Raw genomic sequence first — 12,936 nt, 5'->3', positions numbered from 1 at the left:
ATTATGTACAGCTAAATTTGCCCCTACGAAGTCGGGAGTGATAGTCGAACTACGAGACCATGTCTTAATAGTAACCCTTTTACCCTTAGCTTCAGTGACCTTTTTGGCTAGTTTATAATCCACAAAAGGACCCTTCTTTAATGAACGACTCACTTAGCTCTCCTATCTTTAAATATTAGACGATTTGAACTCTTATTACTTCTAGTCTTCTTACCTAAAGCATGTTTGCCCCAAGGGGTCTTAGGATATTTAAGACCAATTGAGTTGGCTTGTTCACCACCACCATGGGGGTGATCAACAGGGTTCATAGCCTTACCACGTACTGTTGGCCTGATTCCCATTTTACGCTTGCGCCCAGCAGATCCGATTCTGATATTACCATGATCTGCATTACCAACCACACCAATTGTAGCCTGACATCTCAAAAGTACCAATCGAACTTCTCCAGATGGTAATTTGATATGAGCATAATCACCCTCCTTGGAAAGCAACTGAGCCTTAGCCCCTGCACTCCTGACTAATTGAGCTCCTTTACCAAGTTGGATTTCTAAACTATGAACTTGACTACCCTCAGGTATTCTACTTAAAGGCATCCTATTACCAGCTTTGATTGGAGCCTTATCACCATTATGATAAATAGCATCCTTGATAAGTTCAGAACCTGCTACTATATAATACTTCTTCTTAGTATCTTGATCTTCGATCAGTGCAAGATTAGCGCTCCTGTTGGGATCATAATGAATCTCAAGTACCTTGAATTGAGTAGTTCCAACCTGGTTATAATCTACTACACGAATCTTGCGCTTAGCACCACCACCTCGATGTCTAACAGTAATTCTACCTTGATTATTTCTACCTGATTGTTGCTTCTTTTTGATCAAAAGTGGTTTGTATGGAGTAGTCTCGGTAATCTGATCAAAATTACTGACAGACATATTTCTTCTGGCAGCAGTATTTACATTGTATCTCTTAGGCATTGTCCTGCTCCTGTTCTGATTCAAAAATTGTTATCTTACCCTTGGTAAGCTTAACCCGAGCAATTTTAAAATCGCTACGCTTACCAGATACCCTCTTGAAAATCTTTGCCTTACCTTTGCGAATCAATGTCCAAACATTATCAACCTCTACATCAAACTGTTGCTCTACTAATTCTTTGATTTCAAGTTTGCTTAACTGAATAGGAACAACGAAGTGATAGACTCCACTGGCTGCCTGATATAAACTTTTCTCACTAATTACTGGCTGAATCATCTTTCTCCTTGCTAGATTTTGCTACTGCCTTAACCTGGGTAAGTCCCAAATACTTATTTCTATCCACCAATAAGTCCAAATCAGCCTTAGTGATTAATACCTGAGCTACTCCAAGAATGTCTAGGGCTGAAAGTTGATTAAGCCCAATTAGTTTGAGGTTTTTAAGGTTTAGAAAAGCTTGAGGTCTAACAGTAGAAATTAATAGCACCTTACTGTTAGAATCAATACCAAGCTTAGTATCCAAATACAACCTAGCTTGCTGAGTTTTACTAAGATCTTCCAGGCCATCAACCACCCAAAAACTAGACTGTTTAGCTTTTTCTTCTAAACTTTTTACCAACGCAACCTGATAAGCCTTCTTATTATTTTTCTTATGATAGTTCTCTTGTCCAGTAGGACCAAAAGCAACCCCTCCACCGCGCCAAACCGGATTACGCTTAGTACCTACCCTGGCTCGACCAGTACCTTTTTGTCGCCAAGGCTTCTTAGTAGATCCTTGAACCATACCCCTGGAGAGCGTCTTGGCAAGATTGACCCTTGCCTGTGATCTTATTACATAAACTACTTGGTTGAGAATAGTCTTATAGTCTGCAGTACTACTGAGATCAAACTTCAGATTTAACTCTGTTTTTTTGCCTTTAATATCTACTAGACTTACCTTCATCTAACAACCTCTAGCCTAACGATTGCCTTGCTCTTGCCAGGAACTGATCCTTTGACCAAAATTAAATTGTTTTCCTGATCCAGCTCAATCACCTCCAAGTTCTTTATAGTGGCATTATCTTGACCTCCACGTCCTGCCATCTTCTGACCCTTAAAAACGTGCTGCGGATAAAGCGAACCAATTGAACCAGGACGGCGTTTATTGTGACTACCATGAGTCATCGGTCCACGTTTAAAATTGTAGCGTTTGATTGTACCGATAAATCCTCTACCTCTTGAGGTAGCTTGGGCATTAATCATACTACCCACTTCAAGAATTGATAAATCAATTGATTTAATAGACTGATCCAAGTCAGAATCAACCCTGGACTCCCTGATTAAGCTCTTCTTGGGTTTAAGCTGATACTCTACCCTATAGGCTTGATAGCCATCTTTTTGCTGATCTCGATACCCCACTATTTTATTATCCATCAATTGCAAAACAGTGACCGGCACAGCTAAGCCGGCCTGATCAAAGACCTGAGTCATTCCGATTTTTTTGGTATAAAAACTATCTATCATGTTTATCCTCAACGTAAAATTTCGAGACTCTGACGGTTTTTGACCTGATGTCAAACCTGACAAAACCCCGTAAATTTATACTCGAATAATCTTAGCAAACTTTTTTTTACTCGTCAAGGGTAAATTTGGGTTACCTTAAGCTTACTCCGCCCAATAACCATATCCTATCCTAAGACACTAGCTTAATGATAATGGGTGTCCAACCTCGTTTTAGAAGGTCGTAACTCCCCCCACCCTTCATAAAGTCTTCTATGTTGAATTTTTGTTTAGTTGATGTCCTAGACTGACTTGCGGGAACGAATAAATCACCCTTATATCGCCCCCCTACAATATCCTCTTTAGGAACATATACTGTAAAATATTGCTCGCCGTCAGGACTTTCGCTGCCAGTATGATATCTATAATAATCATCAGTATACTGACCTACATCAATAACAATAATCTCATCCTTAGTTGGGCCAACATCCATTGGATGTACTTCGGGTACCACTTCGGGTACCACATTAAAGAAAATATCCGGATAAAAAAGATAGGGGTACGACCAAGATGCCTGTAATGCATCTAGCACTATTGGATCTTCAGGGGATTCTCCCATTATTCCTTGCCGTTGACCCTTAATTAAGTCTAATAATTTAGGTACTTCTACTTCTACCTTTGGTAGGTCTTGGTCTAAATATATCTCATTATCATTTTTAAGCCTCAATAAGATCGTCAGTTTAGCAAGAAACTCCCTTGATCCGGGAATCATTTGCTCCAGCCTATCAATTATTATTTGCTGCTTATAATACAGTGGACTTTTATAATCTGCATCTCCAGGCATAATTATGCCACGTTCTACAAAACTCCAAGCTACGATTGTAGCAAAATCTTCCTTTACTGAGGATGTGGCATACTCATTGACAAACTCACGCCTTAAACCATACTGATAAAGTTCTTGTGGGATATTATTATCCCCACACTCCCCCGGACAGCCAACATATTCAATAGAGTTATGATTAGATATTTCTGAATCATTATGCTGAATGCCGTTACAAAATTTATCATAATAAGCATGTGCCAATTCATGAATCATTACCTTATATATCCCTTCATCTTGGAGTTTATCATCCTTAAAATCAAACAAAATCTCGTGATCACCTGGATTATAATGACCCGCAAAAGTCTGATAAATATTAGCAAGCCTTATTCTATCTATACCAAAGCGTTGCAATATGTCTGGATTATAAATCATAATCTGGCTAATAACACTAGACAATACCTTTGCCGTATCCATTGCACTTGATAAATCTGAAATATTACCAGGCCAATCCGATAATCCTAGACTCGGATCTAAAATTATATCAATCTCACTACCTTTTATTGCTACCAAGCGTGCTAAGTATATTTTGGCAAATTCTTCTAGCCCAAGTTGCGGATCCATGCCAAGCTGATCGCTGATATAATTTCCCGTATCAGTAAATGGACCGACAATGCCAGGAATCGGATATTCTGGCATTGGTCTAGTATCTACCAAATCCATACTGTGATCTCCTGGAACGACACTACCCTCCAACTTATTACATTCAGTCTTTTCAGAATTTGAAGACTGCTGCATATCCGATGGAGCCCCTATACTTGACAAACAAAACATCACCAACGGTAATCCAAGCTTATCCCTCAAAGATCTTTTGGGTTTTTGTTCAAACCCAATTGTATTTCCTTCAAGTCTAGTCCCCTTTGACATTCTTATAGTGTACCACTACATCAAAAACAAAACTAACTCGTGTCTCAAATTTGTACTATCTAGATGCAGTAAAGAGATAATTCCCTGTAAACCCTTCAGGTTTTGGAGGATGATGGGATGGTGTGGTAACTTCAGAGGATGATAAAAGAAAAGCCTCCGGATTTCCGAAGATGACACCTCATGCGTTATCTTCGGGTTGCCCAAAGGGCAAGACCGGAGATCCAGCATTTTGTATTATCCTAATTTGCTAGAGAGATGGATCCCCCGTAAACCCTTCGGGTTTCGGAGGATGACAAGACAGGGGAGGGTTTCGGAGGATGACGCTCACCTCGTCATATTACAAGACCTCACAGACCTAACTCGCCATTCTCGGGTTGCCCAATTGGCAATTATGGCAATAGATGGACTGAGTATTTTTCTTGCATCTGTAGGGATTTTCCTATCTCCTGATGGAGCCCTTACATCTTGATCGCAATATCAACCCCAGCTGGCAAGCTAAGGTTCATCAAAGCATCAATTGTTTTAGCGGTTGGCAGACTAATATCAATTAGTCTCTTATGCTTACGCATTTCGAACTGCTCACGAGAATCTTTGTAGACATGAGGAGAACGAATCACAGTATACTTACTAGTCCTGGTTGGCAAAGGTACTGGACCAATTGTTGTAGCCCCTGTCCTGACAGCAGTTTGAATAATCTGCTTAGCAGACTCATCAATCACCTTACTATCGTAAGCCTTAAGCTTGATTCTAATCTTTTGCTTTGAACTAGCTGTACTCATTGCTCTACTTGATAATCTTAGTCACTACACCAGAACCGACAGTTCTACCACCTTCTCGGATTGCAAAACGCAAGCCTTCATCCATTGCAATTGGAGCGATCAATTCTACATCCATATTAATATTATCACCAGGCATAACCATTTCTACGCCATCAGGCAAGAATATTTCACCGGTAACATCAGTAGTCCTAAAGTAAAATTGGGGCTTGTAACCCTTAATGAAGGGAGTATGTCGTCCACCTTCTTCTTTCTTGAGAACATATACTTCAGCTTCAAATTTGGTATGAGGGGTAATGGTGCCCGGTTTTGCTAGGACTTGACCTCTCTCGATTTGTTCTCGATCAATACCTCTAAGCAAAACTCCAACATTATCTCCAGCTTGACCTTGGTCTAGATTCTTTTTGAACATTTCTACACCTGTAACGGTAGTCTTCTGAGTATCTTTAATACCTACTATTTCAACTTCTTCACCAACTTTTACCACACCACGGTCAATTCTACCGGTAGCTACTGTTCCTCGTCCCTTAATACTAAACACGTCTTCTACTGACATCAGAAAGTCTTTATCAGTGTCACGAACTGGCTCATCTACATAACTATCCAAATCATTGACTAGTTCAATGATAGACTTTTCATATTCACTATCACCCTCTAGAGCCTTCAATGCAGAACCTTTAACAATTGGTGCATTATCACCATCATAACCATACTTGCTTAAAAGTTCACGGATTTCAACCTCTACCAATTCAGCAAGTTCTGGATCAGCCATATCCATTTTATTCATAAACACAACGATCTGCTTAACACCCACCTGGCTAGCTAGAAGAATGTGTTCCCTAGTTTGGGGCATAGGACCATCAGCAGCAGAAACGACCAAGATAGCAGCATCCATTTGAGCGGCACCAGTAATCATATTCTTGACATAGTCAGCGTGTCCAGGACAGTCTACGTGGGCATAGTGGCGATTGGCAGTCTCATATTCCTGATGGGAAGTCGCAATTGTAATCCCTCTTTCTCTTTCTTCTGGGGCATTGTCAATCTGATCATAGCTCCTTGCCTGAGCTTGGCCAGTTTTTGATAATACTGAAGTGATTGCAGCAGTTAAAGTTGTTTTACCATGATCAACGTGACCAATAGTCCCGACATTAACGTGTACCTTATCTCGAACAAAATCTGCCATTTATTATCTCCTTATTTACTTAATTAGTTTAAACCTACTATATTATACGCACTTATCTTATTCTAGTAAACCCCATCCACTTTACTTGGTTAGTTGTTCTTTAATATTATTTGGAACCGCCTGATAATGATCAAACTCCATACTATAGCTTGCACGACCCTGGGTAATTGATCGAAGCTTAGTAGCATAACCAAACATTTCCGAGAGTGGAACAAATGCAGTAATAATCTTAGCTGTTCCCCTATCTTCCATCTTCTCAATCCGACCACGCTTAGCGTTGATATCCCCAATCACATCTCCCATAAAATCTTCAGGGGTAGTAACTTCAACCTTCATAATAGGCTCAAGAATGACCGGAGCAGCTTTCTTAACTCCATCTTGCAAGGCCATTGATCCAGCAATCTTAAAGGCCATCTCACTAGAATCAACCTCATGATAAGAACCATCATAAAGCTCCACCTTGACATCAACAACTGGATAGCCAGCCAGTACCCCTCTACTACAAGCCTCCTTGATACCTTGCTCTACAGATGGAATATACTCTTTGGGAATTGAACCACCTACCACACTATTAACAAACTCGAAGCCTTTACCTGATTGATTAGGGAACAATCTAATATTGACATGTCCATACTGACCCCTACCACCTGATTGACGAACAAATTTTGCTTCTGTCTCAATATCCTTAGTGATAGTCTCCCTATAGGCTACTTGAGGTTGGCCAATATTGGCTTCTACATTAAACTCTCTTTTTAATCTGTCGACAATAACCTCCAGATGAAGCTCTCCCATTCCAGCAATTAATGTCTGGTTGGTTTCCTCGTCTGATCTTACTTGGAAGGTGGGATCTTCCTCACCCAGCTTAGATAAGGCAAGGCTCATCTTTTCTTGATCTGATTTAGTTTTTGGTTCAATAGCAATCGAAATAACCGGCTCTGGGAAAGTAATTGATTCTAGCAGTATTGGGTGGTTAGAGTCTGACAAAGTTTGACCAGTGAAGGTATTTTTAAGCCCTACTGCAGCAGCAATATCTCCAGCATATACTTCACTAATCTCTTCACGCTTGTTAGCATGCATTCTAACAATACGGCCTATTCGTTCTTTTTGGCCATTCGAACTATTATAGACATAAGAGCCAGACTTCAATGTTCCAGAATACACCCTAAAAAATGCCAGCTTTCCAATAAATGGATCTGCTGCAATCTTAAATGCCAATGCGCTGAAGCTTGCATCATCATCAACCTTGACTGGAACTTCTTCACCTGACTTAACATCCACAGCAAGAATTGGTGGCACATCAATAGGACTAGGTAAATAAGAATTAATTGCATCTAAGAGTAATTGAACGCCTTTATTCTTTAAGGCTGAACCAGTCAAGACTGGGTAAATCTGGTTATTAATTGTAGCTTTGCGGATTGCTTGGTGAATTTCTTCATTACTAATCTCTTGCTCTGCTAGATATTTATCGAGTAAATCTTCATCGGTTTCAGCAACCCTTTCAATCAATTCTGCGCGATACTGACTAGACAATTCTTGCATATCTTCAGGGATTTCAACTTGATCAATTTGCTTACCGAGATCATCTCGATAGAGATAAGCTTTCTGCTCTACTAAGTCTATTACCCCGGCAAAATTTGACTCACTACCGATGGGCAATTGAATAGGCACTGCATCATTGCCAAGTCTGGTTCTAATACTTTCAAGATCGGCGTAAAAATCAGCACCAGTTCGATCCATTTTATTAACGAAACAGATTCTTGGTACATTATACTTGTCAGCTTGACGCCAGACAGTTTCTGACTGAGGCTCTACTCCTGCAACCCCATCAAATACCACTACACCCCCGTCCAATACCCTAAGACTCCTCTCCACTTCTACTGTAAAATCAACGTGTCCTGGAGTATCGATAATATTGATCTTTTTATCTTTCCAATAACAAGTCGTAGCAGCCGAAGTGATAGTAATCCCTCTTTCTTGTTCCTGCTCCATCCAGTCCATTGTTGCTTCACCTTCATGAACTTCTCCAATCTTATGGGTAATGCCAGTATAAAACAAAATTCTTTCAGTAACAGTTGTCTTACCCGCATCAATGTGAGCAATAATCCCAATATTTCTAGTATCAGCGAGTGAATAATCCCTAGCCATTAATCTCCTTTACTTAATTTTAGAACCTAGCAAAGTGAGCAAAAGCCTTATTGGCCTCAGCTGCTGCCAGCACATCTTTTTTCTTCTTGATCGCATCACCTACACCTTTGTAGGCATCAACGAACTCTCTAGCTAAAAGTCTATCAAAAGAACCACCAGTTTTACTCCTGGCAGCATTGATTGTCCAGATCATTGCCAAATGAATTTTTCTCTCAAGCCTAACCTCCATTGGTACCTGATAGTTAGCTCCCCCAATTCGTTTACTTCTTACTTCAAGTTCAGGATAAAGATTATCTAGCACTTTATTGAACAAATCCAATGGTTCAACAGACAGCTCCTTGGAAGCTTGATCGAGAGCTGAGTAAACCAATCTTTCTGCCAAACGTTTTTTGCCATTAAGCATCACCTTATTGATGAACTTTGCCACAAGCTCACTTGAATAAAGGCTATCAACACCAATATTTCGTCTTAATGACTTAGTTTTTTTTCTCGGCATTAGGCTTTTTTCACTCCATATTTACTTCTTGCTTGCCCTCGCTTTTCAACTCCAGCTGTATCCAAACTCCCCCTAACAACATGGTACTTAACTCCCGGTAAGTCTTTGACTCGACCTCCACGCACCAAAACTACTGAGTGCTCTTGAAGGTTGTGTCCCTCGCCAGGAATATAAGCAGTAACCTCAACACCATTAGTCAACCTAACCCGAGCAACTTTTCTCAGAGCTGAGTTTGGTTTTTTGGGAGTTTGAGTCATAACCTTGACACAAACTCCGCGCATGAATGGTGCAGACCTGTCAACTTGTTTGTTTTTGAGACTATTAACCCTAAACCCAAGGGCTGGGGATTTGCTCTTTTTATTTCCTCTTTTACGAGGTTTGCGAATTAACTGATTGATTGTAGGCATAACGATTAGGATATCAGATTAAAACCCTGAGGTCAACCTTATTCCTCCTCCTGACTTGAATAAAAACCTGTTCCTGCTGGGATTAATCGACCAATAATCACATTTTCTTTCAACCCATCCAACTGATCTCGTTTGCCTTCCAATGAAGCACCGATCAGAACTCTTGTAGTTTCCTGGAAACTAGCAGCAGAAAGCCAGCTATCTGAATTGGTAGATACCCTAGTAATTGGCATTAAGAGTTGTCTAACCAGAACTGGTTTATTATGGTTAGCCAACAAACCATTATTGATTCTTCTAACTCTTGAATCTGAAACTATCTCTCCATCTACAAGATCACTATCACCCTTATCAAGCACCTTGGAGCGCGAGAACATCTGCTTGATAATGATCTCAATATGCTTTGGTACAATTAATTCACCTTGAGAAGCATAGATCTTTTGAATTTCATCAATAATATACCTCTCAACAGCAACCTGATCCCTTAATCTCAACAAATCTTGGAGATTGATTGAGCCTTCTGTTAGCTTATCACCTGCATCAACTCTTTGACCATCCTTGACTAGTAAGGTGGCATTATCGGGTATAGTATACTCCTGAGCTCCTGGTTGATCTGGCTCGAGCATCAATTTAGTCTTGCTAATCTTTACAGTTGATGGGTGGCTAGCCAAAACTCTAGATTGATCCGATTTATTGATTCCAACTACCTCATCCTGTTCAACGTATTGCTTATCCTCAACTAATAAATTGATTTCATCCAAAATGTATTCTTGATTACTAAGCTGATCTGGTTCAACTCGAACTATGATATGTCCACGTTGCTCTTTGAGCTTGACTAGTCCCTTGTATTCCGACAAGACGGCCTTACCTTTTGGTATTCGTGCCTCAAATAGCTCTTCTACACGAGGTAACCCCTGAGTAATATCCTCACCTATTACCCCCCCGCTATGGAAGGTACGCATAGTAAGCTGAGTTCCTGGCTCACCAATGGACTGAGCTGCAATCACTCCAACACTCTCCCCAATCTCAACTAGTTGCTTGCTGGAAAGATCGGCTCCATAGCACAACTGACAGATTCCCTTGTAAGATTTACAGCTCATCACCGAACGAATCTTGAAATTAGGCAGCTTTGCTTGTAGGATTGATTCGGCATCTGCCTCATCCATCAAATTACCTTGTTTGATCTTCCGGCCAGACTCAAGCTTGACGTCATGCAGGGATACTCTACCTACCAACCAGTCAGAGTAGAAATCTAATTTAGTTTGATCTTGATAGTCAAACTCTAGTAAATAGCCCTCTAGGTCACCACAATCATACTCAGTAACTACAATATCTTGACTGACATCCACTAATTTCCTAGTTAGATAGCCAGACTCAGCAGTCCTAAGTGCAGTATCTGTCAACCCTTTCCTTGCACCGTGCAAAGCAATAAAGTACTCTAGACTATCTAAACCTTCCTTATAACTCGATCGTACGGGCAGCTCGATAGTTCTACCAGATGGATTGGCTACCAAGCCAAGCATCCCTGAGGTCTGATTAATATTACTAATGTTTCCCCTGGCACCTGACTTTACAACCCTGACGAAAGCAGAATCCAAATCCCTAGAATCACTAGTCACCAATTTCTCAATTGCCTCGGTAGTCTTTTTCCAAACATTAACTGTCTGAGTATAGCGCTCCTTATCAGTAATCAACCCCTGTTCGTACAAACTGACCAATCCCCTGACTTGGCTTTCACTAGCTTCCAGGAGCTCAGTTTTCTGACTAGGAATCATCATGTCGTCCATTCCAATTGAAATTCCTGAAACAGTTGCATACTTAAATCCAATCTCCTTGAGCTTATCAGCAAATTTAGCAGCTTCTAGATTATCAAGACTATTAAATACCTCAAGAATAATCTTATTGAGATCCGACTTACCTAATTGCTGATTGATATACTCAAATCCATCAGGTAAAAGTTGGTTAAACAAATACCTTCCAACAGTAGTTTCGACGAGTTCGCCAGATTCAAATCTGATCTTTGCTTTTTCTCTCAAGCCTAATTTTCCAGACTGATAAGCCAACATCATACTCTCAAAATCAGGGTAATACTTATTGACCATATTGTCTTTGGCTGTAGTCATATAATTGATACCCAAAATCATATCTAGCACTGGCCGAACGATTGGTTGACCACTAGAAGGCTTGATCAGGTTATAGCTCGAAAGCATAATCTCTCTAGCCTCTGCTTGTGCAGCTTGACTTAAAGGTAAGTGAACTGCCATCTGATCTCCATCAAAATCCGCATTAAAGGCAGCACAGACCAATGGTGTCAAACTGATTGCTTTGCCCTCAGTCAAAACTGGCCTAAAGGCTTGGACACTAAGTCGGTGCAAGGTAGGTGCTCTGTTTAGTAGAACATACCTATTGGCAATTACTTCTTCAAGTGCATCCCAAACTTCGTCTCCGCCTTGTTCAATCACACGATTAGCAGTCTTGATATTATGAGCAATACCCTCTTCAATTAATTTACCAATCACAAATGGTCTAAATAGTTCGATTGCCATTTTCTTGGGAATACCACATTGATCAATATCTAGTTCAGGCCCAACAACTATTACCGAACGAGCTGAATAGTCAACACGCTTACCTAGTAAGTTTTGTCTAAATCTACCCTGCTTACCCTTAAGTAGAGCAGTTAGGCTCTTGAGAACCTTTTTGCCACCAGTACTCATTGCCGGCTTGTCTCTACGTGAGTTGTTATCTATCAGGGCATCGACAGCTTCTTGAAGCATCCTCTTTTCATTGCGACAAATTACTTCTGGCGCACCAAGATCAAATAGCTTCTTCAAACGATTATTACGATTGATTACTCTTCTGTACAGATCATTGAGATCACTAGTAGCAAACCGACCTCCATCGAGCTGCACCATTGGCCGTAGCTCTGGCGGTATTACTGGCAAGACTGTTAAAACCATATCACTTGGTTTAATTTCTGCCTTTTGAATTGATTCTAACATATTAATCCGCTTGCGAAGCTTGCGAAGCTTCTGATTGGCAGATTCTTCAGCCTCCAACTTCAATTCGCTAATCAATTCAACTAAATTAATCTCGGAGAGTAATTGGTAAATAGCTTCAGCACCAATCTTAGCCTCAAACAAATCTGGATATCTGGAAGATAGTTCGTAGTACTTATTCTCACTAAGTAATTGACGCCTCTCAATTGCCTTAATCTCTTCTACCTGAAGGTTATAATCGTTATCTAGTTCAGCTAACTGATCAAGTAGTGCTTGATCATTGGACTGACTTTCGCTCAATTCTTTGCGTTTTTGCTGATAATCTGTTTCGAGATTCTTCAGTAATTTTTCTTTGTACTCTTGATCTACTGACACTACAATAAAGCTAGCAAAATATATTACTTTCTCAAGATCCTTGACCGACATCCCCAAAGCCAAACCAATGCTACTAGGAGTACCTCGCAAAAACCAACTATGAGTCACTGGGACAGCTAGCTTAATATGGCCCATTCTTTGACGACGGATATTGCTTCTGGCCAACAATACTCCACATTTATCACAGGTAATACCCTTATATCTAATGCCTTTGTATTTACCACAATAACATTGCCGATCCTTGGTTGGACCAAAAATTTTTTCACAATACAATCCATCTTTTTCCGGCCTTTGAGACCGATAATTGATAGTCTCTGGTTTGGTTACCTCACCATGAGACCAGCTCGCAATATCCTCTGGGGA

General features: G+C 40.4%; 12 protein-coding genes. All 12 read right to left on the bottom strand.

Annotated features, from left to right (window positions below; genetic code table 11):
* Positions 1-153, bottom strand: a 153-nt coding sequence (locus KA531_03315) for a ribosomal protein S19 family protein (protein MBP6005901.1), incomplete at its 3' end; no start/stop codon positions are given.
* Positions 150-977 (bottom strand): 50S ribosomal protein L2, encoded by an 828-nt coding sequence (gene rplB / locus KA531_03310; GenBank protein MBP6005900.1) that lies wholly within the window; start codon positions 975-977, stop codon positions 150-152. The genes rplB and KA531_03315, both read right to left, overlap by 4 nt.
* Positions 970-1,251 (bottom strand): 50S ribosomal protein L23, encoded by a 282-nt coding sequence (locus tag KA531_03305; GenBank protein MBP6005899.1) that lies wholly within the window; start codon positions 1,249-1,251, stop codon positions 970-972. Before KA531_03305 ends, rplB begins: the two co-directional genes overlap by 8 nt.
* Positions 1,232-1,915 carry a 50S ribosomal protein L4 gene (gene rplD / locus KA531_03300; GenBank protein MBP6005898.1) on the bottom strand — a complete coding sequence of 228 codons (684 nt, stop codon included), beginning with the start codon at positions 1,913-1,915 and terminating at the stop codon, positions 1,232-1,234. Before rplD ends, KA531_03305 begins: the two co-directional genes overlap by 20 nt.
* On the bottom strand, positions 1,912-2,475 hold the full coding sequence (gene rplC / locus KA531_03295) for a 50S ribosomal protein L3 (GenBank protein ID MBP6005897.1): 564 nt from the start codon (positions 2,473-2,475) through the stop codon (positions 1,912-1,914). The genes rplD and rplC overlap by 4 nt, the downstream gene beginning before the upstream one ends.
* Positions 2,476-2,644: 169 nt before the next feature.
* Entirely contained in the window at positions 2,645-4,198 is a 1,554-nt protein-coding gene (locus KA531_03290) for a hypothetical protein (GenBank protein MBP6005896.1), read from the bottom strand.
* Positions 4,199-4,656: 458 nt separating this feature from the next.
* Positions 4,657-4,977: a 30S ribosomal protein S10 gene (gene rpsJ, locus KA531_03285; protein ID MBP6005895.1), complete on the bottom strand. Its 321-nt coding sequence runs from the start codon at positions 4,975-4,977 to the stop codon at positions 4,657-4,659.
* 4 nt (positions 4,978-4,981) lie between these two features.
* Entirely contained in the window at positions 4,982-6,157 is a 1,176-nt protein-coding gene (gene tuf / locus KA531_03280; protein ID MBP6005894.1) for an elongation factor Tu, read from the bottom strand.
* 81 nt (positions 6,158-6,238) lie between these two features.
* Positions 6,239-8,302 carry an elongation factor G gene (gene fusA, locus KA531_03275; protein MBP6005893.1) on the bottom strand — a complete coding sequence of 688 codons (2,064 nt, stop codon included), beginning with the start codon at positions 8,300-8,302 and terminating at the stop codon, positions 6,239-6,241.
* A gap of 19 nt (positions 8,303-8,321) precedes the next feature.
* Positions 8,322-8,798, bottom strand: a complete 477-nt coding sequence (gene rpsG, locus KA531_03270) for a 30S ribosomal protein S7 (protein ID MBP6005892.1) — start codon at positions 8,796-8,798, stop codon at positions 8,322-8,324.
* Positions 8,798-9,205 carry a 30S ribosomal protein S12 gene (rpsL, locus tag KA531_03265; GenBank protein MBP6005891.1) on the bottom strand — a complete coding sequence of 136 codons (408 nt, stop codon included), beginning with the start codon at positions 9,203-9,205 and terminating at the stop codon, positions 8,798-8,800. The genes rpsG and rpsL overlap by 1 nt, the downstream gene beginning before the upstream one ends.
* 38 nt (positions 9,206-9,243) lie before the next feature.
* A partial coding sequence (rpoC, locus tag KA531_03260) for a DNA-directed RNA polymerase subunit beta' (GenBank protein MBP6005890.1) occupies positions 9,244-12,936 on the bottom strand: 3,693 nt, incomplete at its 5' end.

It is taken from the genome of Candidatus Saccharibacteria bacterium, assembly GCA_017983775.1.
Classification (GTDB): Bacteria; Patescibacteriota; Saccharimonadia; order JAGOAT01; family JAGOAT01; genus JAGOAT01.
This window is presented reverse-complemented; position numbering and strand designations above follow the sequence as displayed.